Annotated in this window: 30 protein-coding genes and 1 pseudogene; 15 read left to right on the top strand and 16 right to left on the bottom strand. The window is 38.3% G+C overall.

Annotation, left to right across the window (positions count from 1 at the left end; all coding sequences use genetic code 11):
* Nucleotides 1-9 precede the first annotated feature (9 nt).
* Nucleotides 10-423, bottom strand: coding sequence for a ComEA family DNA-binding protein (locus MOMA_RS02625; protein ID WP_040624978.1), 414 nt, complete (start codon nt 421-423; stop codon nt 10-12).
* A gap of 290 nt (nt 424-713) precedes the next feature.
* Between MOMA_RS02625 and MOMA_RS02630 the strand changes: the two genes are divergently transcribed.
* Nucleotides 714-1373 carry a riboflavin synthase gene (locus MOMA_RS02630; protein WP_009767067.1) on the top strand — a complete coding sequence of 220 codons (660 nt, stop codon included), beginning with the start codon at nt 714-716 and terminating at the stop codon, nt 1371-1373.
* A gap of 44 nt (nt 1374-1417) precedes the next feature.
* On the opposite strand, the gene hisF is transcribed toward MOMA_RS02630, so the two are convergent.
* Nucleotides 1418-2176, bottom strand: a complete 759-nt coding sequence (gene hisF, locus MOMA_RS02635; protein WP_009767068.1) for an imidazole glycerol phosphate synthase subunit HisF — start codon at nt 2174-2176, stop codon at nt 1418-1420.
* Nucleotides 2177-2301: 125 nt separating this feature from the next.
* On the opposite strand from hisF, the gene MOMA_RS02640 reads away from it, so the two are divergent.
* Nucleotides 2302-3282 carry a homoserine kinase gene (locus MOMA_RS02640; protein ID WP_009767069.1) on the top strand — a complete coding sequence of 327 codons (981 nt, stop codon included), beginning with the start codon at nt 2302-2304 and terminating at the stop codon, nt 3280-3282.
* Between the two features lie 112 nt (nt 3283-3394).
* Here the strand turns inward: MOMA_RS02640 and MOMA_RS02645 are convergent, their stop codons facing one another.
* From MOMA_RS02645 to MOMA_RS02670, 6 genes are all read right to left on the bottom strand, one after another.
* Nucleotides 3395-3601: a hypothetical protein gene (locus MOMA_RS02645; protein ID WP_009767070.1), complete on the bottom strand. Its 207-nt coding sequence runs from the start codon at nt 3599-3601 to the stop codon at nt 3395-3397.
* A gap of 171 nt (nt 3602-3772) precedes the next feature.
* Nucleotides 3773-4135: a hypothetical protein gene (locus MOMA_RS02650; RefSeq protein WP_009767071.1), complete on the bottom strand. Its 363-nt coding sequence runs from the start codon at nt 4133-4135 to the stop codon at nt 3773-3775.
* Between the two features lie 38 nt (nt 4136-4173).
* A complete protein-coding gene (locus tag MOMA_RS02655; protein ID WP_009767072.1) occupies nt 4174-5034 on the bottom strand; it encodes a hypothetical protein in 861 nt (286 codons plus the stop codon).
* Nucleotides 5035-5172: 138 nt separating this feature from the next.
* Nucleotides 5173-5478: a hypothetical protein gene (locus MOMA_RS02660; RefSeq protein WP_152411757.1), complete on the bottom strand. Its 306-nt coding sequence runs from the start codon at nt 5476-5478 to the stop codon at nt 5173-5175.
* A complete protein-coding gene (locus MOMA_RS02665; protein ID WP_009767074.1) occupies nt 5478-6245 on the bottom strand; it encodes a virB8 family protein in 768 nt (255 codons plus the stop codon). The genes MOMA_RS02660 and MOMA_RS02665 overlap by 1 nt, the downstream gene beginning before the upstream one ends.
* Nucleotides 6242-6424, bottom strand: coding sequence for a hypothetical protein (locus MOMA_RS02670; RefSeq protein WP_009767075.1), 183 nt, complete (start codon nt 6422-6424; stop codon nt 6242-6244). Before MOMA_RS02670 ends, MOMA_RS02665 begins: the two co-directional genes overlap by 4 nt.
* 32 nt (nt 6425-6456) lie before the next feature.
* On the opposite strand from MOMA_RS02670, the gene MOMA_RS02675 reads away from it, so the two are divergent.
* Nucleotides 6457-6684 (top strand): EexN family lipoprotein, encoded by a 228-nt coding sequence (locus tag MOMA_RS02675; protein ID WP_009767076.1) that lies wholly within the window; start codon nt 6457-6459, stop codon nt 6682-6684.
* Nucleotides 6685-6687: 3 nt separating this feature from the next.
* On the opposite strand, the gene MOMA_RS02680 is transcribed toward MOMA_RS02675, so the two are convergent.
* From MOMA_RS02680 to MOMA_RS02690, 3 genes are read right to left on the bottom strand one after another with little or no spacing between them, the layout of a single operon-like run.
* The gene (locus tag MOMA_RS02680; RefSeq protein WP_009767077.1) at nt 6688-7605 is read right to left on the bottom strand and encodes a type IV secretion system protein; all 918 of its coding nucleotides are present in this window, start codon (nt 7603-7605) and stop codon (nt 6688-6690) included.
* Between the two features lie 11 nt (nt 7606-7616).
* On the bottom strand, nt 7617-8273 hold the full coding sequence (locus tag MOMA_RS02685) for a VirB5-like protein (RefSeq protein ID WP_009767078.1): 657 nt from the start codon (nt 8271-8273) through the stop codon (nt 7617-7619).
* A 15-nt stretch (nt 8274-8288) separates the two neighbouring features.
* Nucleotides 8289-9227, bottom strand: a complete 939-nt coding sequence (locus MOMA_RS02690; RefSeq protein ID WP_009767079.1) for a VirB4 family type IV secretion system protein — start codon at nt 9225-9227, stop codon at nt 8289-8291.
* Nucleotides 9228-9241: 14 nt separating this feature from the next.
* Here MOMA_RS02690 and virB10 point away from each other — a divergent pair, with 14 nt between their 5' ends.
* The 8 genes from virB10 (at nt 9242) to MOMA_RS02725 (ending at nt 22084) form a co-directional block, all read left to right on the top strand.
* Nucleotides 9242-9937 carry a type IV secretion system protein VirB10 gene (gene virB10, locus MOMA_RS02695; RefSeq protein WP_009767080.1) on the top strand — a complete coding sequence of 232 codons (696 nt, stop codon included), beginning with the start codon at nt 9242-9244 and terminating at the stop codon, nt 9935-9937.
* A gap of 5 nt (nt 9938-9942) precedes the next feature.
* A complete protein-coding gene (locus MOMA_RS02700) occupies nt 9943-11073 on the top strand; it encodes an ATPase, T2SS/T4P/T4SS family (protein ID WP_009767081.1) in 1131 nt (376 codons plus the stop codon).
* A complete protein-coding gene (locus MOMA_RS02705; RefSeq protein ID WP_009767082.1) occupies nt 11070-13034 on the top strand; it encodes a type IV secretory system conjugative DNA transfer family protein in 1965 nt (654 codons plus the stop codon). The genes MOMA_RS02700 and MOMA_RS02705 overlap by 4 nt, the downstream gene beginning before the upstream one ends.
* Before the next feature lie 4 nt (nt 13035-13038).
* The gene (locus tag MOMA_RS02710; protein WP_009767083.1) at nt 13039-15432 is read left to right on the top strand and encodes an LPD3 domain-containing protein; all 2394 of its coding nucleotides are present in this window, start codon (nt 13039-13041) and stop codon (nt 15430-15432) included.
* A 4-nt stretch (nt 15433-15436) separates the two neighbouring features.
* Nucleotides 15437-17659 carry a DNA topoisomerase 3 gene (locus MOMA_RS02715; RefSeq protein ID WP_009767084.1) on the top strand — a complete coding sequence of 741 codons (2223 nt, stop codon included), beginning with the start codon at nt 15437-15439 and terminating at the stop codon, nt 17657-17659.
* A 48-nt stretch (nt 17660-17707) separates the two neighbouring features.
* Nucleotides 17708-17878: a hypothetical protein gene (locus MOMA_RS09865; protein WP_161600312.1), complete on the top strand. Its 171-nt coding sequence runs from the start codon at nt 17708-17710 to the stop codon at nt 17876-17878.
* Nucleotides 17868-21707: a zincin-like metallopeptidase domain-containing protein gene (locus tag MOMA_RS09525; protein ID WP_161600313.1), complete on the top strand. Its 3840-nt coding sequence runs from the start codon at nt 17868-17870 to the stop codon at nt 21705-21707. The genes MOMA_RS09865 and MOMA_RS09525 overlap by 11 nt, the downstream gene beginning before the upstream one ends.
* 146 nt (nt 21708-21853) lie before the next feature.
* Nucleotides 21854-22084 (top strand): hypothetical protein, encoded by a 231-nt coding sequence (locus tag MOMA_RS02725; protein ID WP_009767086.1) that lies wholly within the window; start codon nt 21854-21856, stop codon nt 22082-22084.
* 74 nt (nt 22085-22158) lie between these two features.
* Here MOMA_RS02725 and MOMA_RS02730 read toward each other — a convergent pair whose 3' ends face one another.
* From MOMA_RS02730 to MOMA_RS02740, 3 genes are read right to left on the bottom strand one after another with little or no spacing between them, the layout of a single operon-like run.
* Nucleotides 22159-22524 (bottom strand): hypothetical protein, encoded by a 366-nt coding sequence (locus tag MOMA_RS02730; RefSeq protein WP_009767087.1) that lies wholly within the window; start codon nt 22522-22524, stop codon nt 22159-22161.
* A gap of 35 nt (nt 22525-22559) precedes the next feature.
* Nucleotides 22560-22790, bottom strand: coding sequence for a nucleotide-binding protein (locus MOMA_RS02735; protein ID WP_009767088.1), 231 nt, complete (start codon nt 22788-22790; stop codon nt 22560-22562).
* An 11-nt stretch (nt 22791-22801) separates the two neighbouring features.
* Nucleotides 22802-23185: a hypothetical protein gene (locus tag MOMA_RS02740; protein ID WP_009767089.1), complete on the bottom strand. Its 384-nt coding sequence runs from the start codon at nt 23183-23185 to the stop codon at nt 22802-22804.
* Nucleotides 23186-23455: 270 nt separating this feature from the next.
* Here MOMA_RS02740 and MOMA_RS02745 point away from each other — a divergent pair, with 270 nt between their 5' ends.
* Nucleotides 23456-23764: a hypothetical protein gene (locus MOMA_RS02745; RefSeq protein WP_009767090.1), complete on the top strand. Its 309-nt coding sequence runs from the start codon at nt 23456-23458 to the stop codon at nt 23762-23764.
* Nucleotide 23765: 1 nt separating this feature from the next.
* Here the strand turns inward: MOMA_RS02745 and MOMA_RS02750 are convergent, their stop codons facing one another.
* The gene (locus MOMA_RS02750) at nt 23766-24602 is read right to left on the bottom strand and encodes a Fic family protein (protein WP_009767091.1); all 837 of its coding nucleotides are present in this window, start codon (nt 24600-24602) and stop codon (nt 23766-23768) included.
* A 228-nt stretch (nt 24603-24830) separates the two neighbouring features.
* Nucleotides 24831-25103 (bottom strand): hypothetical protein, encoded by a 273-nt coding sequence (locus MOMA_RS02755; RefSeq protein ID WP_152411759.1) that lies wholly within the window; start codon nt 25101-25103, stop codon nt 24831-24833.
* Nucleotides 25104-25529: 426 nt separating this feature from the next.
* Between MOMA_RS02755 and MOMA_RS02760 the strand changes: the two genes are divergently transcribed.
* From MOMA_RS02760 to MOMA_RS09795, 3 genes and pseudogenes are all read left to right on the top strand, one after another.
* Nucleotides 25530-25937 (top strand): hypothetical protein, encoded by a 408-nt coding sequence (locus MOMA_RS02760; RefSeq protein ID WP_009767093.1) that lies wholly within the window; start codon nt 25530-25532, stop codon nt 25935-25937.
* Nucleotides 25938-26027: 90 nt separating this feature from the next.
* Entirely contained in the window at nt 26028-26324 is a 297-nt protein-coding gene (locus MOMA_RS10090; protein WP_406564465.1) for a helix-turn-helix domain-containing protein, read from the top strand.
* A pseudogene (locus MOMA_RS09795) lies at nt 26303-26431 on the top strand (homoserine kinase); the annotation flags it as partial. The gene MOMA_RS10090 and the pseudogene MOMA_RS09795, both read left to right, overlap by 22 nt.
* Nucleotides 26432-26463: the final 32 nt, after the last annotated feature.

Consider the following 26463-nt stretch of genomic DNA (forward strand, 5'->3'; position numbering starts at 1 on the left):
CTTAAGGGCTTAAGGTGTAACGCTGATTAAATGACGATTTTTATCCACTGTGGCTTTGCCAATGCCTTTTACTTTTGCCAAATCATCAACATGGTTAAACTTGCCAAAACTGTTGCGATATAAAATAATGTTTTGTGCCTTGCTTGCACCGATGCCTTTAAGCTTAGTGAGTTCTGCTTCGTTGGCGGTATTGATATTAATGCGATTTGGAAAATTGGCGATGGGTGGCGGATAAGTGGCGGTATTTTGTACGACGGCTGGGTTTGTGCTTAATGAGTTTGTGCTTAATGAGCTTGTGGTTAAATCGTGATGTTTGGGGCTGTTTTTTGGGTTTTGTTTGATTGCCAAAAACGCTTGTTCAGGGCTTAAAGTTTGTGTGCACGTATGGGCAAAACTGGGCGTATTTGCCATTAAGAACAACATGGTAAAAAATACCAATCTTGTAAAAAACAGCAACTTTGTAAAAATTTTATTGCATGATCTTTTGTCAACAGACATGTTTGTTTTGCTCATTTCCATAAATGTTTCTTGTTTCCATAAATATAGGCTTATCATAAAACAATTAAAACAATTTGGCAATTTATCTTTTCTTTAACTGGTATTTTATGAATGATTCTGTGCATGATTGTGCTTTTGCATGACTTTTTTTTAAAAATAACGTATAATTTTTAGTCATTGGTTGTTAAATTTTTGTATCAAAAGGCTTATTTATTATGTTTACAGGTATCATTGAAGCCACAGGGTTCATCAAAAAAATTGAATCAATTCAGGACGATATTCGCTTGAGCATTCAGTCATCACAGCTTGATTTTGTAGATGTCAAACTTGGCGACTCGATTGCGTGTAATGGCATTTGTTTGACTGTTGTGGATTTTGGCAAAGATTGGTATGCAGTAGATGTTTCACGTGAAACAATTGCTAAAACGACAATGAATCGTTGGCAAGTTGGCGATACGGTAAACCTTGAAAAAGCCATGTTGCCAACCACGCGTTTTGGCGGGCATATTGTGTCAGGGCATGTAGATACAGTTGGGTGTATTTTGCTTATGAAACAAGATGCACGCTCTATTTATATTGAAATTGATATTCTTAGTGAATTTGCCAAATATGTTGCCACGAAAGGATCGGTAACGGTAGATGGAATTAGCTTGACCACCAATTTGGTTAAGGGCAATGTGATTTGCTTAAATATTATTCCGCATACCGCCTCTGTTACCAATATTGGCAAACATTGGCGAGTGGGCAGTGTGGTAAATATCGAGGTAGATATACTGGCACGTTATTTGGAGCGTTTATTAATGGGCGAAAATGCCAAAGAAAAACAAGACGGCGTAACGCTTGAGTTGTTGGCAGACAATGGTTTTTTAAAATAGACAAGGTTTTAACATAAGCGGTTGTTTTTGGTTGTTTAAAAAATCTATAACCGCATGGTAATGCCTTGGTTTGCCATAAATTGTTTGGCTTGTAAAATGCTGTATTCACCAAAATGAAAAATACTGGCTGCCAATACCGCATCTGCACCGCCTTGTAACACGCCGTCCGCCAAATGCTGTAAATTGCCAACACCGCCCGATGCAATGGTTGGAATAGTAACTTTATTGTTAATTGTGCGCATCAAGGCCAAATCATAGCCTTGTTTTGTACCATCTGAGTCCATGCTGGTAATAAGCAGTTCACCTGCTCCAAAATTTGCCATTTTTACCGCCCAATCAACGGCATCAATGCCTGTAGCATTACGACCACCGTGGGTAAAAATCTCCCAATGGTTGTCAGAAACTTTTTTGGCATCAATAGCAACCACGATACATTGTGCCCCAAACCTGCTTGATGCATCTTGTACAAATTCTGGGTTATAAATTGCCGCTGAATTGATAGAAACTTTATCCGCGCCTGCGTTTAATAAATTGCGAATATCGTCAATTTTTCGCACACCACCTCCAACGGTTAAAGGCACAAAGACGCTTTTTGCCATCTGTTCTACTGTATGATAAGTGGTATCTCGTCCGTGATGCGTGGCGGTGATGTCCAAAAAAGTAATTTCGTCTGCACCTTGTTCGTTATAGCGTTTGGCAATTTCGACAGGATCGCCTGCATCTTTGATGTCTAAAAACTGAACGCCTTTAACGACGCGACCATTATCAACATCTAGGCAAGGGATAATTCGTTTGGCAAGCATGGTTTTTCCTGTTTTTTTTATTCTGTTAAATGGTTTTAAATGGTTTTTATTTTGTCAAACGGTTAATATATCTTATAATAGCTTGAATTTTCAACCATTTATTTTAAAAAATTTTAGGAACAATTATGTCTGTTTATACCCAATTAAGCAATGAACAATTTAGCCAGTTTTGTAAACGTTTTGGAGTGGCGTTTAAATCTGCCTTACCAATTACACAAGGCATTAAAAACTCCAACTGGTTTATCGAAACCAAAGATGACAATCTGGGCGAGCCGTCTTTGGTTTTTACGCTGTTTGAGGAGCGAAAACCGCACGAAATCCAAAAAATGGCGTTGATTTTGGCAAATTTAAACGACAAGTTGCCTGTGGCTTGTCCGTTAAAAGCGGATAATGGTGAGTTTTTGCTTTATTTTGACAATAAAGCGATTTTGCTGTTGCCTAAGTTGTCAGGCAAGCACCCAACTGATATTACACCTGATATGTGTTATCAAATGGGGCATGCTTTGGCAACTTTACATGAAACGTTAAAAACGTTAGAACCTGCCGAACATTATGGCGTGGAGCTGTATCCGTGGCATTTGGTTAAAGAGCGTGAAATGAAATTTATGCCAAGCGATGAAGCAAAACTGATGAGTGATATTTGGACGGCGTATGAAAATTTGGCACACAAAAATCTGCCAAAGGGCTTATGCCACTTAGACATGTTTGCTGATAATACGTTGTGGGATTTTGGTGGGCAAACTGCCAAACTTACAGGTTTGTTGGATTTTACCGAGGTTTCTATTGAATATTTTGTCATGGATTTGGCAATTACGATCAATGATTTTTGCACGCATTGGGGCGATGCCAACAGTGGCGAGACAGTGGCATTTGACCGTAACAAAATGCAAGCGATGATCGATGGCTATGAAAGCGTTCGACCTTTAACCGATGATGAAAAAACCGCATTGCCAATTACCCTTGCTAAGGCGGGGCTTACTTTTTGGTTGTTGCGCCTAAATGTCATTTATTATAACCGTCAGCAAGGGCGCACAGGCGAGAACATTATGGTAAAAAACCCTGATTTGATGAAACGCTTGGCAAGTTATCATTGGAGTTTTGTGTAACTTTGAAAAAGTTTAAACTTAAAGTTTAAACTTTTAAGCAAAAAGGCAAAAAGCCGTTAAATTTGGCGGCTTTTATCATCACTGCCACGCACCTATTAAGTAAAACCTGTCATCAATACCTCGCCAATACACTTAAATTATTCAATTCTTTTTTATTGGCATAGGTTTGCACCGCCTGCACCAATTCTTTTTGCATCGCGCTCTCCATATTTGTGCCAAATAATACAATGCGTTCAGGAATAAAATCAGGATCGTTATCCAAACGTTCAATCAAGGCTTTTACGCTATTTGAGGTAAAACCGCTTGCTAGTAAATACAAATGAAGCGATGATTATTGCATCGCTTTGACTTTAAACCAGTCTCCTTATCTTTGGATTTGCTAAATTTTGCAGGGGCTGTCCATACAATTCATACAGTTCCAAAAAACCCACCCAAATCTACTTAAAATGAGTAGCTATAATAAATTTGCGAAGGTTTTAAAAAGCAGTTGCTAGCCCCTATCGTTTACAATAGAGTAGGCGAGCAAAAATAATTTTTGAAAGTCTTGCCTTGCACCTGGTAAAGTTTCAATATCTGATGGAATAATATTGGCGTTGATAGGTGAACGGATATTGCGTTCCAGTGATAATTTAATCACTTTAATCATTAAAAGTTTAGCAAGTTCGTCTCTACCGATGAAATTATCGGCGGAAAAATGAAATTGTGGGGCAAAAAATCTACTTGGATTGCTTGCGAGTTGTTGCGTTAAATCCGCCATTACTCTTTGGTAATCAAGTTGTCTTTTGTGTCCAGAGCGATAAGCGTAAATAAATATAACAATGATAATACCAACTATCCAAGATAAAGTTTCCATGATTTTTCCTTAATTTGGTGTATTCAAAAGAAATATTGTTAACTAATATGTCTATCTTGTTTAAAATTATAACAAACAAATAAAGTAAAAATTATGTGATGGCGTATAAACTTAGCTCTTTCATCTATTTTTAAACCCAAGCCATTTTCTTTGAATAAAAAATCACAATCATCATGTGTCTTTAGAGCCGCATTTCCTGCTTCTTCGGCTATGCTCTTCCATATATCTCCATAATAATAATCATCTCCTTTATTTCTATGGAATGCTAGGTAAGAGTGTTCATTTGATTTAATTTCTTCATAATTTTCTAGGGAAAATTTCATAAATTTTTCATATAATTCATAATTTTCATAAGTAAGTTTATTTTCACTATTTTTTAATGCATCATTGTAAGCTATTTGCTCAAAATACTTATCAATTAATGGGATATAAGTTAAGCCTCTTTGCGTTAATTTTTTTCTCACTAAACTCATGTTTTGTGGTGTATCTGGCAAGGTTGATACTTTTAAAATAAATTTAGACCACGTATTAATAATGATTTGCACCATTTCTTGTTTTTGGCGACTTCCATCTCCATCAATCGTTAAACCATGAATAAAGACGATTAAAGTTAAATAGGCTGCCTCTACACATATGATATCCATCCAAGCGCTACGATATCTAACATTGTAAGGGAAATGCTCTTGAATTAATTCGTGGCTGTTGCCAATAATATCCAGTGCTTTTTTGGCATCTCTTTCGCTAGAAGTAGCATGAACCCAGTAAAAAAAGCCTATAACACCAAAAAAAATAATTGTCCAAACCATACAAAGCCTATTGATAGAAAAACAAAAATATCCTAAATTTTTAGCTATATTAAAATAATTAATTTTATTTTTAAACCAACCCACACTTGTCATTTGCCAACTGCCTGTAGTCTTTTTTGATTTTTTTATAATTGTAAAAAAAATGTAACATCACTTGACCTTCCCCCTAGGTTAAGGTTTATAGTAATGTTTTTTAACAAACGGAGCATATTATGATTACCCAAACCACCCTTAAAATCGGTGGCATGATCTGCGGTGGCTACGTAAACGACGTAACCCATGCTCTAAACCAAGGTCCATACCCAATGCACCGTTATCATCAATTTGCTCATCGTTTTCAAGCTGAATAAGACTTGCATAACCTGCTTTGGTATAAATCACATACACCTCATTTGGGCTATAATTAAAAACCTGCACACGGCTGTCTAATCCTGCTGATTGTGGTAAACTTTGGGCGTAAGCAGTTGGTATAATAATTGTTAAAAATGATATGCAAAGCAAGGCATTTGTAATTAATTTGTAAAGCATTTTCATCATTAATTGCCCCCAAACTCTTCATCAACTCGGTAACTGACAACCTGATAGCCAAATGGATTAACAAGGCGTACATCATCAACCGTTGGTACATTAACAAATTGATAGCCAATGGTAGCTATATGCTTGCTTACCACGGGCTTAGGCGACATTTTTTGTTCTTGTTCGCTCCAGTTGCCTCCATCTACAGGAACAAGGGTTTTGGTAAATCGCACTTGAATTAAGCCTTTTTCATCAATCACTGAAACATTATTAATTTTTATTTCAATGCGTTTTGAATTTTCGTAAATTTTATGCGGCGCGTCAGGTTTTGAGTATTTGGTATTGATACGCTGCTGTATATTGCTATCAGAAAACAGCATAACCTTGTCAATTTGGCTTTGTAGCGTATACCAGTCATAACTTTCAAGCAAATTGACATACATAGCGGAGAAGTATTTGGCACTGATTTCTTGTTGTTTTTCATCAATGACACCGTTAAACATGCCAACAATATCCGTCGCCCCGGTGTTGTTGTCATAACGAATAACATACGGCTGAACTGTTTTTAATGGCGTTAAACCAACAATAGCAATGGCATTGACAACCGCTACCACACACGCCCCAAACGCAACTTTCCACGCCAAAATACGGCTTTTTTCCATCTCTAAGTAGCGTGTTTTTTCAAATTCTTTAGATGCCTTAATAAAATCGTGTGTGGCTTCTTTGACACTTACCTGCTTTGGTGCTTTTGGTTTATCACTGCCATTTTTACGTTTAAAAAAACTCATTCTTTCTCGCCTTTTGGTTTATTTTTTAAATCTATTTGCGATTTTTTGTATAAAACAGCGTTGGGCGGTGTAAACTCTGCTTGATTAACCGCTACCCATTTGCCAGTTGGTGTTGGTGGTTTATGGCTTGCACAACCAACTAAACTTGTGTACAATAAGAAAATTGTTAGTTTTTTCATTGCCTAAATTCCTTAAAAAGGTAGAAAACCCCATGAAAATCAATGGTTTGCTTACAGTTGCTTTATTAACAACACTACTTAGTGCCTGTGGTGCTAAAGAAGAGTACACCGTTGATTATTTGTACAATAACGATGATATACGCGCTCAAGTTTTAGCAGACTGTGCCAACAACAAACAAACCGATACCAATTGTAAAAATGCCAATGAAGCAAACGAAAGAAAGAAAATAGAGGAGTACAGAAAACACGTTAACAGATAACCATTACACCTTTTTTATACTACCGCCACTTTCGCCAGACTTCTGCACTGGCTGATTTTGCTTGCCACTGGTTAATCTTTTGACATTGCTAATACCTTGCATTGCCCCACCAAAACCATTATTCACAATACCATTGCCTAAACCACTTGCCAATTCAGGCAGTTTAAGCACAACCACAAAAAACAGTAGCGAAGTTAGAATAATATTTATAAACCCATTTTGGGTTTCAAATTCCGCTCCTGAAAAATAATCAGCATTTAAATAAGCAATAAATATCCCTGCTGTAACATTTACAATCACCAAATACAAAGAAAAAGTAACCACCTGATTCACCCAATTCATGGCATATTGGCGAGTCATGGGAAATAAAAACAACGGAATAAACAGCGGCCCAAGTACTGCTAAAATTGCCAACATCACTTTTGCCAACAGAATAAAAGCCCCGGCAATGACCAAAAACAAACCAAACGAAATAATCACAACCGCATTTTGGATAACAACTTCTATTTTCCCGGCGACATCAAAAGATCCAACGCTTTTTTGATTTTTATTAACAAAATCCACCAATTGACTGCTTAGCCTATCTAATTCTGCACCACTTGCTCCATTTGTACCGTTAAATGCTTGGGTGATATCATCACCAAGCCCAAGCACAATTGGAACAATCGTGTCGTTATAAGCTGCGATATTAATACCAAAACCGATAACAACCGCCCATGACATCACACGCTTAATCATATCTACTATGGTTGCCTCTACGCTTGTTCCTTGCCAATACGACAAAAAAACAAACAAACAGTAAACAATAAAGCCTGACAAAAAGATTGGCGACATGATATTAGCAACATTAGAGACATTCGCTGTAATGGTATTAATCACAACGTTATCGATATTTTGGAAAATCTTGCTAAAAACGTCCATCACAAGCCTTTTTAACGTCTGCGTTTTTCGTTAAATTCATCAATAGCCTGTTGTTCTGCCCTTTCTTTTTGCTGCTTTCCTTGTTCAATCATCACCTGAAAACGCGCCAAATCAATTTGAATTAAGGAGGCTTCAGCACTAAGTGTGTTCATCAAATCCGCTTTACTGCTTGTGTCCGTGGTGCGGTTAATTTGATTTACCAGGTTTTGGGCGTTGTTGGCTCTTAAATCCAAGGTTTTGATCGCACCAATCAGTTGAGCTTCGTTGAGTGCCATTGTCATCGCCAGGCGTTCTTTACCAGTCATTTGTGAGCGTTTATTTTGTTCATTTGCCAACACTTGTTCATAAATAGATTGTAAAGCCCCGGCATCGCCACGTTTAACCGCTTCCATAATGTCATGATAGCCCTTGCCTTTTGGCAAATATTGGTTTAGCATTTTGCGTAAAGTTGGATCGCTTAGCATAGCACCTAAGCCACTATTACCGGTCATTGCTTTTAACTGGTTGCGCATTTGTTCAAGCTGTTGGATTTGGTTATACACTTGCTTAACCGCTTGAGCAATAGCAGCAGGATCAATTACAGGCAAGGCTGCACTATAGGCAGATTGTGAAGTTATGCTAAATATTAATGTTATAGCAGAAATGATTTGTTTGGTTTTGTTACGCATGATAAGATCCTTTGGTTATGGTGCGGTTATTTGGTTAAGTTGATTTGTCATAAACTCATCAAAATCAAAATCGGTTTGCTTTTTAGCACGCCTTGCTGCATAAAAAATTGGCAACCAAACATCAGATTTTGGTTTTTTATCAAATTTTGCTAAAATATTATTTAATAAATAAACATTGGCTTTTGTGCCTGACAACACCGAAATTTCATCATCAAAACCATATAAATCAAGTACATTAAAGCTTGATTGATGGCCTTGCTTCACCAAAAAAGTACGGCTGTCTAATGCTAATTTTTGTAGTTGATTGAATTCTTTTTGAGTAAGACCAATACGGCTATAACCGCCGCCTTGTTCGTTTTTGTACTCGGCATCAGGATTTGGCAAAAGTATCTTGGTTGGCGTTTGTTGCACAATGGCAGGAAAAATCGGTGATTTAACCGCTTCTTCAGGTGATTGGGTGATCAGCAACATAAATTCACCACGCTTACGGCCTGTTTTTAGCACGTCTAACATCATGTCTTGCGGTATTTTGTACATAAGTGGCAACCAAAACTCTTCTACAATGGTACAAAGCAAGTCATAATTTTTAGTCATTTGGGCTTTTAGATACAGTAAGCACGCCAAAATTGGCTCGGTTGGCTGATAGCTTGGTTTTAAAATTTCACCGACTTCAAAACCGACAATTTTAAAATCATCGGGGTTAAACTGATTGATCGGATTGTCCAAAACCCACGCAAAACGTCCTGTATTTTCCTCGGTTTGACACCATTTAAGCAGTCTTTGGTATAGACAGTTGCCACCTTTATCAGAAATTGACTGCAAAAGAGCTGAAAAACGTCTAATACTTGGCGGTAAACTCATCACTGTGTCAATGGCATTTTTGATTTGGTTTTGCTCCTCACTTGTGCATTCAATGCCTTTGTCATTGGCACAGCCTACCACCAAATCATTCAAAAATCCCCTTAATTGTGGCAAAAAAAGCAAGCACAAGCACTGAAAATCGTAGCGATCATAAAAATAACCTTGCCAAAAATCTAGAGCCAACAAGCACAACTGGCGTATCTGCTAGCAAAATGGGCGACATGTCATTATTGCTTGTGCGTGGCACAACCATTCCTTGTGTTTTAAAAACCAAAATAGACAGCACTTATCAGGGTTTTGCTACTTGTCAAATTACCAAAGATGTTTACAGTGCCAATGGTAAAACCTTACTCATTGAGCGTGGTTCTAGCGTATTTGGTGAACAAAATGTACAGCTTAATCAAGGACAAGCCAGGGTTTTTGTGCTATGGACACGTATAGACACGCCAAACGGCATAACCATTAATATTAATAGCCCTGCTACAGGACAACTGGGTGAAATGGGCGTTGGTGCAAGAGTAAACAATCATTTTGCACAGCGTTTTGGCAGTGCGATTATGCTAAGTTTTATCCAAGATGCCATTAAAGCCGGCACAACCCATCTACAAAAACAAGAAAAACAAGGTGATAACAGCACAAATATAGAAAATACTTCAAACACCACTTCAAAATTGGCAGAAGAAGCATTGAAAAACAGCATTAACATACCGCCTACCGCCACCATCAATCAAGGCTCGCTAATTAGTATCACTGTTGCTCGTGATGTGGATTTTAGCGATGTTTACAAACTACAAAGACGGTAAGGCTTATGCAAGATCAAAACTTTGAATTTGATGGATCTGCTGTATTGCGTGGTTTGTTAACTGGCTCTGGCATTCAAGTGCATTTAGACAATAAGGACAACACCGAAATTGCGGTGAACCGCCCATTTGAGATTTGGACAGAAAACCAACACGGTTGGCAAAAACACAATGCACCAATAATGGATTATGCTTATTTGCAACGCCTTGCCAAAGCATTTGCAGTGTATAACAAAATGGATATTAGCCAACAAAAGCCGATTTGTTCAGGGATTTTTCCCGACGGTCAACGCGGACAGGTCATTATTCCAACTGCTTGTGAGGTTGGTACAGTATCTATTACCATTCGTCAGCCCAGTATTATGCGGTTTACTTTAGAGGATTATGAACAATCAGGACGCCTGGACAGTTGGGCGGACGTGTCAGGCTTTCAAACCAAAAATACGGTTTTGCCTAATCACTTAAAAGATAAAATCTTAAAACAGCGCGAAGAAATTACCTATCTAAACCGCTATTTGGGTATTCCAAAAGACGTAAGTTTACAATTGTATGAATTACAACTGTTAAAAGCCAAAGCCGATAGGGATATCAAAAAATTTATTAAACTTTCGGTAAGTCATAGAACCAACATGTGTTTAATTGGAGCAACAGGTTCGGGTAAAACCACTTTTACCAAGGCAGTGTGCGATCTTGTGCCTAAAAACACGCGTATTTTAACCATTGAGGATACGCCTGAACTGGATTTGCCCCACCACCGTAATAAAGTGCATATGTTCTATAAGGACGTAAGTTCAAAAGCACTGCTGCATGCTTCTATGCGTATGAAGCCTGATCGTATTTTTTTAACCGAATTACGTGGTGATGAAGCCTTTGACTACCTAAATGCACTCAATACAGGGCATGCAGGCTCCATTACAACGGTTCATGCCAACAACAGCCAAAGGGCTTATTACCGCATTGCCAATTTGATTAAGCAATCATCGGTTGGGGTAACTATGGATTTTGACCATATCATGCAAGATTGTCGCACCACCATTGATGTCATGCTGTATTTGCACCGCACACACATAGATGAAATATTTTACGATCCGATTGAAAAATATCGGCTTATGCAACTAAAACACATGGGTGAACGATGAGTAACGAGCGTAAAGCCTATGAGTATTTGGCGGTGATATTGATTTTTAATGTCATTGCTGTGGTTGCTTGTGTTTATTTTGCCAATTATGTTTTTGTAGAAATGGCAAAAGTACCAATGTCTGTATACGGCTATGATACGATTTTAAAATACAACGAAGTCTATGGTGGCAACAAGGGTGTTAAGCAAGCGATTCAAATATCACTTGGAGCAGGCGGTATATTGTGGCTTGTGCTAAATGCGGTGGTGTTTACTGCTTTATTTGGCAAGCCTAAACGTGAATTACACGGTTCGGCGCGTTTTGCCAATGATGCAGAAATTCGCCAAACTGGCTTTATTTTAACGCCAAAAGAGCAAGCCAAAAAACGCCAAGGCTTTCCATCGCGCCCATCGGTGATTGTTGGCAAGCATAAAGATAAGTTTTTAGAGTTTTTTGGTAATGAATTTTTGTTTGTCGCCGCTCCAACACGTTCAGGCAAAGGCGTAAGTATCGTTATCCCTAACCTTTTGCACTATTCTGATAGCGTGGTGGTGCTTGATGTCAAAGGTGAAAACTGGGATTTAACCGCAGGTTTTCGCGGTAAATACCAAGATGTCTACTTGTTTGCACCCAGTGCCAATGACAAATGCAGTCATGGCTACAATCCGTTGGATTTTATTTCAAGAGATCCTACCCGGCGCATGAAAGATTTACAAAACCTTGTCGACAGTTTATACCCAACAGTAGGCGTGGACGGCAACACCGCTTATTTTAACTCAATGGCTCAAAGTCTATTGACGGGCATTATTTTATACATGATGGAAACTCCTGGTCGACCTTGCACTTTTGCTGAAGCCTTAAAACTGCTAAGACCATCTACACCGCTTAATGAATGGCTGATTGAAAAAATTGCCGAAAGAGAAAACACACCCATTGTGGTTGATGAAAACCTTAAAGAAATCCGCCCTTTAACTGTGGAGTGTAAAGAAGCCTTAATGGTATTTGCAGGCAACTCATCAGACAACACCAGAGCTGGCATATCATCAAGCTGTATTTCGCCACTGCTGATTTTTGCAGATCCGATGGTTGCTTCTGCTACGGCCAAATCTGATTTTAACCTTGCCGATGTCAGGCGTAAACGCATGTCTATTTATGTCAGTATCAATCCGTCTGATTTAGGAAGGTTTGAAAAGCTGTTAAACATGTTCTTTTCGCAGTTATTAAACATCAATACCGAAACTTTACCCGAAAAAGACCTAAGCCTTAAATATCAATGCCTTGTTTTAATTGATGAATTCACATCGTTGGGGCGTGTTGGCATTATTCAAAAGTCCATTGCCTACATGGCAGGTTATAACATGCGACTTATGCCAATATTTCAGTCAAAAGCCCAAGTAGAAGATGCTTATGGCAAAGATGGTGCAAGGGCAATTTTATCCAATATGGCTTGTCAAATTGAATTTACGCCAACCGAGCAAGAACAAGCCGAAGAATTAAGCAAAATGCTGGGTACAGAAACAGTAAAAGGCAAATCAATAAGCCGTAACCGAGGCAAAGGTGGTGGCGGTTCAATCAGTGTATCCGATCAAAGCCGATTTTTAATGCTTGCACAAGAGTTAAAAGAGTTGCCTGCGGATAAGCAACTGATATTTTTTAAACGTGTCAAGCCGATTTTGTGTCAAAAGGCGTTTTATTATGACAATCCTAAAGTTTTTGCCAAACGTATGACAAAACTGAGTGAACCTGCTCAAGGCTTACCGATTGCACCCAAACATTTACCGCCCAAACACGATTTATTGGCAATTCTTGAGATTATGCGTGGCGTGAAATTAGAGCCACCAAAAACCATTGATGACATTATAGACGGCAAAAACATGGTTGGCAACCAAGATCACGATGATTTTTTTGCAGCCTTTAACAAAGAGCTTGGTTTTGATGGTGATTTTATCGCCCAAAACCAAAAAATGACAGCAGAGGAGTAACTTTATGACAAACCAACCGCAAAAATCTTACGCAGGTATTGTAACAGGCTTTGGAGAAGCCCCTTATCAGCATGACGAAAACAACTCACCGAGTTATTTTGTGCAACTAAAAATGGATAATGGACAAGACAGAACCATTTGGGCGATGGGACTGCGCGAATCGATAGAAAAATTCAATATCCAACCAGGCGAAGCGGTTAATTTACTAGATATGGGGGCACAAGACGGTTCAAAACGCCATATATGGGAAGTAGAACGCCACGAACCTTATCAAAACCTACAAAACAGCATAGAACCTGACATAGAACAAGAACGCCAAGCCCCAACAAATACACCAAAATTATTGGATTTTGATAAATTACCAAGCAATATCAAAAACAATTATGTGGCGGTTGCTAAAAATCGTTTATTGCAAGATGAAAAGGTTAATTTTTACGATAAAGACGATAAAAATCAGGTCAACATTGCTTTTGAATACAGAAACAACAGCCTACACACCTCGCGCCAAGATGAAAAAACCATTCACGCCATGCTTGATTTAGCCCAGTCTAAAAACTGGACAGCCATAAAACTCAAAGGCACAGAAGAGTTTAAGCAAAAAGCGTGGCTTGAGGCCAGTTTGCGCGGTATTGCCACCAAAGGCTATCAGCCAAATGAAAAAGATTTGGCGGAGCTGCAGCTTAAACAAACGGCGCGCACCACCAATGAGGTCAATATGGAGGCGCAAAAAGCACCAGAGCCACAGCAACAATCCAAAACGCAAGAAGTTAAGGCGGAGCAGACCGCACCGATTGTTGATGGCAAATTGACTAGTAGCAACTTAGATAATCAAGCTAAAAATCAGGCTTATTTAGAAAAAATTGGCAGTGATTTTAGTGGGGCGACTGCTAAAAATATCTCAAACAGTTTTGACAAAACAAGAGAATATGCCAATGATTTTGTTTCAAATGGTGCTGAACAAAAAGAATTGGTTAATTTTCATAATGGCTACAAGGCAATTATTAGTAAAAATAATTTAGATAAAATGCTAAGCAACAAAGCACATGAAAAATCCGCCAATTTGCCTTTACATCTAACGGCAGTGGCAAATGCGGATAAATTGTTTGAAAACGCTGTTTTTGGGTGGCAACACAAAGATAAAGATGAAAAAAGTGGTAACCACATACACCGTGCAATTGCACCTTTAAAAATTGATGACCAAATTTATGTAGCAAAATTGACAGTCAAAGAATTGGCAAGAGAGCAAGGAAATCGGTTTTATTCATTGGAAGCGGTAGAAATTGAACAAAGCAAAAGCCCTATTCCAGAAATGGTGAGAGAAGATCTTAATAAGCAAGATTTATCGCAACACCGGCACAATAGAGCTTTAATAGACACTATAGTACAAAACGCCCAACAGTACAACAGCACCCACGAAAAAACCACCCCAAATTTACAAAACAACAACAATTTACCAAGGTTTGCTTTTGCAGTACTAAATACCGATGAATACGAACTTAGTGAGATAGAAAAACTTCGTCATGCTGTGCATATCCGCGACAACGAAACTTACGAAAACTATGTAATTGGCACCTATGCAAGTGAATACGACGATAAGCAGTTTGTTGGTGTTATTGCTGATTATTATGAATCTGATTTGGATTATCAACAAAAGTTGATTGGCAATGATAACAGAGAGCAGGTTTTTGCTAAATTAGGCATGCACAAGGAATTAAAAGACGTTATCGCTTTTGTTGATGGTGATAAAGATTTGACAACCGATGAACTGGATAAACACTTATCCAAAGACAATTTACAAACAATTGTTAAAGATACGCCTAATTTGAGTAAACACATGCAGGTTGCTTATAACAATGCACAAATGGCAGGTTTTGACAAACAAACCTTGTCTTATATGACAATGGCAATGCTTGGTGAATACGATACCACTTGGCATAACAAAGATAATGTTGAGAAAAATGAGGCTATTCTTGAAGCGGTTTCTGATATTTTAGAAGATGACAAACAAAAGTACAATCAATTTATAGACAATTTTAGCAAGGCAACCAATTTAAACCTTTCATACATGAAGCTAGAAGTTGCAACAGCAGAAACAGTTACAGACAACCGCCAACCATTAAGCCAAGATGAAGTATCGTTAAAACAATCTTTTAGTAATATTGGTGAATACTCACTTAATCAAGATCAGTTAAACGCTATAGAGAACTGGCGTAGATACCTAACAGAAGCCTACCAAGACAGCCCTGATTTTATTGCCAAAAAAATCAACGACCTAAACGACAAAATCCCCGATATTGCAGGCGGTAAGTTTAATTTGCCACCCATTCCGGATAATAAAATTATGCCTACAGTAGAAACACCATCAATCCATTCAAGCAATCACGACAGAACAAGGTAAGCATATGAGACTATTCATCGCCGAAAAACCCGACCTAGCTCGCGCCATTGCCAAAGCCTTAGGCGGTGGTTTTACTCAAAAAGACGGCTATTTGGTAAAAGATAGCGACACCATCACATGGTGCTTTGGCCATATGCTTGCCCTAAAACAGCCTGAAGAAATTGACGAACGCTACAAATACTGGCGCATGGACAACTTGCCAATTTTAGCCACTTTGCCCGCCCCCAAAACCATTCCTAAGGACAAAGCCAAGCAAGTGGCTGTTATCAAAGATTTGTTAAAACAAGCCGACACCATCGTTCACGCAGGCGACCCCGACGAAGAGGGGCAACTGCTTGTTGATGAATTGTTAAGTTTTTTTAACAACACTAAGCCAGTTTTACGGATACTCATTAACGACAATACGCCTGCTGTGGTGCAAAAAGCCCTTGCCAATCTAAAACCCAACCGTGAGTTTGAGCATTTAGGGCAAATTGCCCAAAGCCGCGCCATTGCCGACCAATTGTTTGGTTTTAACTTTACGCGTGCTTACAGCCTAGCCGAGCAAGCCAAAACAGGCGAACATGAAACCTTGCACATTGGCCGCGTGCAAACGCCGATTTTAGGCTTGATTGTACGCCGTGATAGACAAAATGCAAGCCACCAAAAAAGCCTTTATTACCTTGTGCAAGGTGAGTTTAGTTTTGCTAATCTAACTTTTAAAGCCAATTATCAAACCAAAGATACCGACCCAGTAGACGACCCAAGCGACACTAAAGCACGATTGATTGACAAGGATTTTGCCCACAATTTGGCAAATTTGGTAACAAATAAACCTGCCAAACTCACCTGTTGCCAAACCACGCATAAAAGCGAAGCCGCCCCACTGCCGTATAATTTGCTTAAATTACAGCAAGATGCCAGCCGTTTGTTTGGTTATAAGCCTGATGACGTGATGTCAATCACCCAAAGTTTGCGCGAAAAGCACCAATTAATCACTTATAACCGTTCAGATTGCCAGTATTTGTCTGATGAACAGTTTGCCGATGTGGCAAATGTGCTAAATGCCATCAATCAAACCTTGCCCAATGCCGCCAATGTTTGCACCAAAGCCAATCTTCATCAAAAGGGGCGTGCTTTTAATTCCGCCAAGGTTTCTGCCCATCATGCCATCATTCCCACCCAAACGGTTGCCAATTGGCAAAATTTAAGCCAAAAAGAACAAAATCTGTACAAAATCATCGCAAGAAGCTATTTGGCGCAGTTTTATCCGCCGTATGAATTTGACGAAACCAAACTTGGCATTGAGGTGATGGTAGATGGCAAAACCTATCATTTTAGCACCACTGCAAGAGCAGAAACTGCCATTGGTTGGAAGTGGCTGTATCAAAATGACAGCGACAACCCTGAAACTCAAATGGATAGCCAAAGCGAAAGCATTGATTTACGCAGTTTAACCGAAAATTTAGACGGTTTATGCAACAAGTCTGTTGCCAATGAACACGAAACCAAACCGCCGCCGCTGTATAGCATGACAAGCCTTTTAGGCGATTTGACCCGCGTTGCCAAATATGTCAAAAATCCAGAGCTTGCCACAAGTTTGAAAGACAAAGACAAAGAAAAACAAGGCGAACACGGCGGTATTGGCACACCTGCAACACGCTCAAATATTATCAATAATCTGTTTGAACGCGGTTATTTGGTAGAAAAAGGTAAAACCATTGTTAGCACAGCTAAAGGGCAAGCCTTGTATGATTTGCTAGATGACACCATTCGTTTTCCCGATATGACCGCCATTTGGCATGATGAACAAAAAAACATCAAAACCGCTCAAGATGTCGCTGTTTTTATCACCAAATTGCAAAATGACACGATTATTCCGGCCATTACCGCCTTAAAAGCCAGTTATACGCCAAAAGCCAAAGCAAGCCACCGTTGTCCAAAATGCAGTCGCCCTATGTACAAACGCACAGGCAAATACGGCACGTTTTGGGGCTGTAGTGGCTATAACGACACGGACAATCCTTGTAGCCACGTTATGGACGACAAAGACGGCAAACCTGTAGAAAAACCGCCCAAAGCACCAAAAGCGTTAACAGAATTTGACTGTAAAGCTTGTGGGGCAAAATTAACACGCTATGACAGCACAAGCAAACAAGGCAAGCCTTACACCAAATTCAACTGTTCAAATTTCCCAAAATGCAAACAAAGCTATTGGGGGAAAGATGGTAAGCCTGATTATGGCTGATTTTTACTTTGTTTTTTAATTATATTTAACAAACTTTAAGGAATTTTTATGACTACCAAGCAAGATAACTCAAAGCAAACCTTAACACAACCAACCGATATGTATACCGTAAGCTATGAAGAAGCCGACAGCGTAGGTGCTGAATACATAACTCAAAGCGAGCTTGAAGCCATGGGCTTTAGTGTTGATGACATCAAGCAAGAGGCAGATGATGAGTAAACACGATGACTATATTCAAGAAATTGCCAATGATTTGATTGAGCAAATCAAAAACAACAACGCAGTTTGGCAAAAGCCTTGGCAAGGCACTGAACATTTGTTGCCAGTCAACCACCAAGGCAAGCCTTACAGCGGTATTAACGTGTTAAGACTGCTGCTAAAAGCCCAAAAACAAGGCTATGGCGATAATCGTTGGTTTACCTACAACAATGCCAAAGAGCAGGGCGGACAAGTCAAGCGTGGCGAAAAAGCCACATCTATCACCTTTTACGTTACCACCGAACGCATAGACAAAACCGATGCAAACGGCAAAGTGGTTTTGGATGAAAAAGGCAAGCCAATCAAAGAAGAAGTGAAGCTAGACCGCCCAAAAGTCGTAACTTATAACTTGTTCAACGCCCAACAAATTGACGGACTACCGCCAAGACCAATACCGCCCAAGCTAGAAGCGTGGGAGCGACACGCCAAAGCCGAAGCGATTATCCGTGGCATTGAAAAACAAGGATTAACCATTGTTCACCAAGCAAGCGACAGAGCCTACTATTCACCACAAGATGACAGAATTGTCATGCCCGAACGCTCGCAGTTTGCCACAGCCGACCTGTATTACGCCACGCTTTTGCATGAAATTGGACATGCTACAGGGCATGAAAGCCGTTTAAACCGTGATTTATCGGGCGGTTTTGGTTCTCAAAATTATGCCAAAGAAGAGCTTAGAGCCGAAATCAGCTCCATGATAATCGGACAACAATTACAAATTGGACACGACCCAAGCCAACACCACGCCTACTTGCAAAGCTGGGTAAAAGCAATTGAAGAAGACCCAAAAGAGATTTTTAGAGCCGTCAAAGACGCCGATAAAATCAGTGATTATGTGATGGGGCTTGGAGAGGAGCTTGAAGTTAAAGCGGAATACCAAAACGATTTTGAAAAAAAGATAGATGATGTAATAAATCACAATCCTTTAGATGGTGCAAAAATCGTCATTGGCAATACACCCGAAGTGTTTAAAATGCTTGGAGTGGACGACAAACCAGTCTACATACACAGAAAAACGATTTTAAAAGATGCTATTAAAAAACATAATGTTACAGCTGAAGACTTAAAACAGTTACCAAAACAGCTTGAAAGCCCAATTGCCATTATGAACTCTAGCAACAACTCAAGCAATCCCAACGCTTATGTTGTTTTAACAAGCTTGGTTGAGTATGAAAAAAACAAAGAAAAGCCTATTATTATAGCTCTTGATGTGATTACCAACAAAGGTGCTATAGAAGTAACAAGTGTTTACGGAAGAAGACAATCACAGTTAGAAAATGATTTGGCAAATACAATATATTGGAACAAAGAAAAAGGCCAGAAATTTGTTGATAACTTCGGGTATCAATTACCCCCCTCGCTATCAAACCTAACTGACCTTCCAAGTGATATTAAAACAAACGACGATTTAAGTCAATATATTTTACAAAAAAATTCAAATACCTCCCAAACTACGGAGCAAAAAACCATGAAAACTTATCAATCAAAATACACAGACGAGCAATTATCACAATTTAGCCAGTTTTTAAACGGTGAACCCATTACAGCCGTTTCCAGCGGACAAATTAAAAGAGATGAAAATGGCAAAGTTATTGCCAATGCCAAAGAATATATGCAACAATGGCTTGCCGAGAATAGACCTGATGGCATTTTTCACCACCCACAAATCGGTGATGTTAATTTATTTGCTAGGGGTGTAAAAGACAGTATTAGCCACTATGGTGCTGATGTTCACGTTAATGCATTGCCAACTGTGCCTTATGTGTTAGAAAATTCGGTAGTTATTGATAAATCAAGCGACAAAGGTGGCAAAAATATTGAAAATTATATTTTAGCCAGTCCTATAAAGATAGATGATGAAAATCACTATGCGGTAGTGAGACTAAAAAAGGAGTTAGACAAGGATAAAAATCCAAAATTTTACATTGTTTCAGCAGAAACAGAAACCGAAGCACAAAAAAACACGGCTCTTGCCCTTGAGACCCGTTCAACCCATGATGGATATATAGCAGGAGGCAAAAACCGCTTGCTAAATATACTACATGAGACTTTGGCAGAAGTCAAGGCGTGGGAAAATAAAAACCAAACCAAAAAATTAAACCCAAACACCGCCCAAGACAAAACCTACCTTTATGTTCCTTACGAAGATAAAGACCGGGCTAAGCAATTAGGAGCAAAATGGGATAAAGAAGTTGGATCTTGGTATGCGCCTATTGGCAGTGATTTAACCAAATTTAGCGAGTGGCGTAATCCACCAATACAAAACAGCAAAAGCCACGAACAAGAATTTGGTGAATTTTTATCATCTATGGGAGCAGATGTTCAAGGCATGCCAATCATGGACGGACGTTGGCATAGAGTGCATATTGACGGCGATAAAGGCAAAACCAAAAACGCAAATTATGTCGGTTGGCTTGATGGTGGCAAACCAAGAGGCTATTTCAAAAATTTTAAAACAGGCGAAACCGCCACTTGGGTAACACAGCAAAAAAACATTCAGGTTAAATCTTTAGCCGAAATTGAAAAAATCCGAGCCAAAGCGGACGAACAACAGCAAGCAATTTATGACAAAACCGCTTATTTTGCCAAACAAGTGTTCGATGTTGCCCCCATTGCAAACAATCACCCATACTTAACCAAAAAAGGCGTGCAAGCTCACAATTTACGTCTTGTGCCTGATCCGTCGCAAATACCAACCGATAGCAATATCAAAATCGCTCATGATGGGCGACAAGCCAAAGCCATGCGCGAAAATTTTAAAGAAAGCGGGCAAAACTTTACCGTATTAACCAAAGGCGACTTACTCATTCCTGCTTTTGACAAAGATGGCAAACTCACCACCTTTCAAACCATTTCTAGCAACACCAACAACTTTAAATCTTATCTAAAAGACGGGCAAAAATCAGGCTCTTATTTGATACTTGGCGAGATAAAAGATGGTGAGCCTGTCTTGATAGCAGAAGGCTATGCCACTGGAGCAACCTTACATGAACAGCTAAATCGACCTGTTATCGTAGCTTTTGATAGTGGTAATCTTATGAATACCGCTTTAGCCGTGCGTGAAAAACTGCCTAACAGTAACATCTACTTGATGGCGGATAACGATCACCAAACCGAAAAACAGCGTATGGCAAAAGGCTACACAAGCAACCTAAATTCCGGCATAGAAAAAGCCACTGAAGCCAGTCGGGCAATTGGCGGTTATGTCATTGCACCTACCTTTAGCCCAAACGATGAAGGCAGTGATTTTAATGATTTATACAAAACTTACGGCTTTCATGTATTTAAAGAACAAATCAAAAAACGTGTTTATGAAATCAAAGGTATCGAAACCGATCGACCTGTGCTACAATCAGCACAATCAACCCAAAATCAGGAGCAACAACATGACCCAAGAACCCAAGAGCCAAACCCAAGAACCACGCAAACTGTATCAAGACATGACAGTAGCCGAGCAACTACAAGCCATGAACATAGCCTTGATACCCAAAGAGTTGATGACAGAGGAGGAGAAAGCCCAGAGCGAAAACTTTTTACGTCAGAACCAAGACTTTTTGGACAGCCTGAACTGATCGAAAAAGTCAATCAGCACCCAACTTTATCCCAAAGCGACAAACAAAACATTGCAAAATGGGCGGATTGGCTTTGTCAAACTTACCAAGACAGCCCTGATTTTATTGCCAAAAAAATCAATGACCTAAACGACAAAATCCCTGATATTGCCAATGGTAAGTTTACTTTACCAAATTTTACAGACTTTCAAAGGCAAAAAGAGATGGAGCGAGATTAGGCAACATGTCAAAAACTAAAACAAAACTAAAGTTGGTATGAGCAATAAGGATAGAATTTTGGCAGTAGTTTATACCGAACGCAATGATAGATACAGAATTATCACGGCTTATTTTCCAAGTAATTGGCAAAAAAAGGAGTATACAAATGGCAGAAGATTTTGATTTTGAATATTACAAAAGCATAGATTTTAGCAATGCGCGCTCCGTGCGGTTAAATCCAAAAATCAAAGCGTTTCAAGACCGTAAAAAAGAGTATGATAGGATATTTTTGGGGCAGTTTGATTTAGATGTTCAAGAAATCATCAATCAGCATAACAATCCAAAAGACCGTGAGCGCTTAAATACGGTAATTAGGGCATTGTTTGCTACTGCCTAGCTTTTTGTGTAAATAGCCATGGTGAATTGTTTGGTTAATCTCGCCGTTCTAAAAAGAAACTCACCGCCAAACTATCAACGCTCAATCTCTTTTCTTTGTCTGCTTCTTATCAGTTCTTTGACAGCGGTTTTGATGTTGGATTGTGGTAATTGTTGTTCAAAAGATTGATATGCTTTCAAAACACCAGTGTTGGCTTTGTTTATCTTTTCTTGTTGGGCTTTGGTTGGTGGTTTTTTGGCAATATCACCCAGTCGTTTTGCTTTTTGATATTCACCGTCTTTTTTGATGTCTTTGGGTAAAAATCTATGATGTCGCCTACTGGCGGTAGCTTCAATGCCTTGTTCTGCCAATTTATTAACAAATGCAACACGGTAGTTGTGTAAATCTTGTTTTCTCGGATTTAGCCTGGCTCCTCTATCGTCCGTTGCACATAAAAGCACATGACAATGCGGACTATCCGTGTCTAAGTGTTGTGCTAAAAAATATTTATGCCTTGATCAATCAATTTTCTTTTGTTTAGCACTTCAATCTTTTGTACATCTAAACCTTTATATTTTCCTAAAGTTTTATTACTCGGATCCGTATCAATTAAAATCAAGTCGTTATTCATTTTTTTTAAGTATTGGGCTAGCAAAGCCGCCACAACTGATTTGCCCGCTCCACCCTTAGATTGCATAATGAAATGAGCGGTATTTTGTATTTCCATGATATTTTCCTTTAATTTATATTTAACAATTTCTCGATGTCTTCACTGGTTAAATTATCACTATAAGAAGTATCATACTCATTACGATTATTTAAGTTTTTCTTAATAATATTATTCTTAGGCAAACTGGGTGTTGAGTACTGATTTGTTAAAGATTTATTTGTGTCAATTTTTTGAAATTCTTGAATTTTACCACGGTGAGTTAAAAATATTGATGGATTTATTTTTCCTTTGTTTCTGTGATAGCTTTTTGCTATTCCTTGCAAAGAAACATTAATATTAAATTTTTCTTTAACCATATTGGAAATATCTTGCCAAGTAGTTATTGTGGTTGGATCATCTCTTATTTGAATGATAAAAGCAATCGCTTCTTGGGTAAGTTGTGGCTTAGGCATATATGACCACCTTTTTGCTGTAAGTCTAGATATATTTTTATATTTTAACACATTTTAACACACTTTAACCAAAGTTTTTAAAATTTATACAGCTTTATACAGATTTTGACACTTTTATACACTTTTAAATAACTATTTGATATTAACCACTAATGGTGTCTTGGTTTTTCTATGGCAGGATAGGCTTACGCCGTTAAATATATATTTTCTATGTTATACTTGATTGTGATTAACTGATTTTATTGTTTTTTAACTTTGGAGAAGTTGACAATGAACCAAAACCCAACACTCAAATCTGGCAAAAAATCACAATTTTTATTAAAAGGGCTTACCCAAAAACAGCGCGAATTTTTAAAAAATTATGATGGAGCTACGTCCATCACAGCGGCGATTTTGGCACTGATTAACAAAGAAATGGCACGTGAAGCACCGCCTCAAAATGAAAAATACTCAAAATTTGTTGAGAAACAACAGCCATCAAAAACCAAACAGAGAATACAAATGTCATTGCCTGAAAATGAGTATTTGGATTTTGTAAAAAATCACACCCTGTTGGTTGAAAAAGTTTTAAAACGCTAATTTATGAATTAGCATTCAATGTCTTATTCTTTTTTAGCATATCTGTTGCTTGGGCGATGGCATTGATATTCATTCTAGAACAAACTTTTTCATAAGCACCAATAAAGTAGGTTGCAAAGGGTTGATAATTACTATTTTCACTTTCATAATAAGCAAGAACCGAATTTACATACTCATTGGCATTTTTTTCGGTAAACATAACTGGCATTTTACCTGATTTAATGAGCGTAAAGGCAGTCATATTTCTGGCTGTGCGTTTATTATGGTCTAAAAAATATTGCAAATAACATAAATTTTGATGCATATAAACCGCTTTTTCAAAGGCATTGGTTATTTTGGCGTATTCTTTGGCAATAAATTGTAATCCTGCTTGTAATTGTTGGGAAATGGTCGATGGTATATAATTGGTTGCACTAATAAGCACTGGCACAGTTCGCACTACACCGCAATCATTTTCATCAAGCAACCTTTGCGACACTTGTGTATGCAAATTTTTAACCAAATATTCAAACGGTATTTCGTTATCACAACTTGCTTCAAGCAATAAATAATCAAACGCCTTATGCATGTTTTTTAACATTAACGCTTCTTCAAATTTTTTGGGGACGGTTTTGCCTGTTGTTAATAAAATTTCAGTTTCTATTGCACTATAAGTATTGCCCTCTAGCATGGCTGAAGTGTGTGCAAAATCAATGGCAAAAGCTTCTATATTTCTTTTAATAAATAAATGCTTGACATTAGAACAATTATTTAGTGCTTCTAAATAATCTAATTGTTCTTTTGTAAATATAGGTTTATAAATTAATTTAGTGGGATTATAAGAAATTGCTGTCTTCATACCATATCTATTTTTTTAAAATACTTATTTTAATATAAATAAAAATCGCCATCTAAATCAAAAATTATAGGTGGAGAATTTTGTGCGAGAAGTTAAAATAATCCTAAGAAAAATTAATATGGCAACCATTGCTAAAATGAAAGCTGAAACCGAAAAGATTACTAAAAAAGCTAGTTTTACCACTATATCACGCTAATCAGTGTGATAATTTGGGAGTTTGTGGCAGTACTAATCACAAAGGTGCTGATTGACTTTTTCGATCAGCTCAGGCTGTCCAAAAAGTCTTGGTTCTGACGTAAAAAGTTTTCGCTCTGGGCTTTCTCCTCCTCTGTCATCAACTCTTTGGGTATCAAGGCTATGTTCATGGCTTGTAGTTGCTCGGCTACTGTCATGTCTTGATACAGTTTGCGTGGTTCTTGGGTTTGGCTCTTGGGCTCTTGGGTCATGTTGTTGCTCCTGATTTTGACTCGGATCGTGTGGCATGATAACTAAAATTTCCATTGAAATTCAATTAAAATTTGCTAAATTATAACAATATTTTTACCAACAAGCAACCATGCTCAAAGCCTACAAATACCGAATGTATCCAAAACTATCACAATAACAGGGAATGAATTTGGCGAGTTTGATTTAACGACAGAGAAAGGCGTTAAGGCGTTGCGTGATAACGTAATTAATTATTTATTATCATTAAAAGACAATGAAAAAATATTTTGCCCTGCAATAAATGCTGATGTTGGTTTTGATACGTTTGGTATTAAAAAAATTAAATCTTTTAGTGCCAACAGCTACTGTAGTCTTTGATAAACACTCTATTATTTTTTAAAATTTGTCAAGCTCAAATCTGCTAACTTGTTGGTTTTTTGCTTGTGCTTGTTTGATGAATTGTTTAAAATAAGGCATGCTTAAAATCATTTTGAGTAACCTATGCTCCCTAACAACCTAGAAGATTTAACCGATCACGAACTACAAAGGCTAAAAACCATGATAGACATTGCCAAAATCCAAGCTGATATAGAAATGACGCGGCAAAGCGTGAATGAAAGCCAAAAAAGACTCGATAAAGACTTAGAAGAAAGCCGAGAAAGAATGGAAGAAAGCCGAAAACGCCTTGAAAAAGACTTAGAAGAAAGCCGACAAAGAATGGAGGAGAATCGCAAGCGACTCGATAAAGATATGGAGGAAAGCCGCAGACGGCTTGAGCAAGACATAGCCGAAAGCCGAGCAAGAACCGAAAAACTAACCAAAGAACTTGCCTGGTATCCTTGGTTGCCAATTGCCACCACGCTTTTGACAGGAGGGCTTGTTGTGTTTTTGTTAGGCAAGGTTTTGTAAGCAAAAGGGCTTTTAACTGCTCCTTGCAACCCACCCAAACCTATTCAATAATACCCAAATGAATAGATTAATCAACTATTAAAAAACAAAATGACAACTATCCGCGGACACATCATTCGCCTAATTCCAAACAACAAACAAGCCACTTATTTCGCTAAGGCTTGCGGAATAGTGCACCTTGTGTATAATTGGGCGTTAAATGAATGGCAAAATCAATACAAAGCGGATAAAGAATATCGCGATTTTTGTGCAAAAAATAATTTAGCCATTGATGAAAATAAATTAAATAAACCCAGCGAGGGCAAATTAAGAAAACAATTAAACAGCATTAAAAGAACACAATTACCCTTGCTAAGGCGGGGCTTACTTTTTGGTTGTTGCGCCTAAATGTCATTTATTATAACCGTCAGCAAGGACGCACAGGCGAGAACATTATGGTAAAAAACCCTGATTTGATGAAACGCTTGGCAAGTTATCATTGGAGTTTTGTGTAACTTTGGCGTTTTGTATAACTTTGAAAAAGTTT

Origin of the sequence: Moraxella macacae 0408225 (genome assembly GCF_000320365.1) — a bacterium.
Lineage (GTDB): Bacteria > Pseudomonadota > Gammaproteobacteria > Pseudomonadales > Moraxellaceae > Faucicola > Faucicola macacae.